A 264-nucleotide genomic window follows, 5' to 3' on the forward strand; every position below is an offset into this window, starting at 1 on the left:
GCGGTGGCGGAACGTCGAGAGCGTCTCCACGTTGTCCAGCCCTTCGGCACCGCAAAAACGCTTGGCCGCAAACGGCAAGTCGGCAGACACCACCAGCACCACGGTGTTGTCCAGCGACGAGGCCAGTTCATTGAAGCGTCGCGTCGACGTTGCACAGGTCGGCGTATCGACGCTAGGGATGATGTTCAGCACCTTGCGCTTGCCTGCATAGGTCGTCAGGGTAACGTCTTCCAGGCTGCCGTCGGTGAGCGTCATGGCCGGTGC

1 protein-coding gene is annotated in these 264 nt (G+C 62.5%); it reads right to left on the reverse strand.

Annotated elements, in window-relative coordinates; genetic code table 11:
• The coding region (gene tpx, locus Q5762_RS38690; RefSeq protein ID WP_315897000.1) for a thiol peroxidase at positions 1-264 on the reverse strand (264 nt) is incomplete at both ends.

Source organism: Streptomyces sp. P9(2023) (assembly GCF_032436795.1).
Lineage (GTDB): Bacteria > Actinomycetota > Actinomycetes > Streptomycetales > Streptomycetaceae > Streptomyces.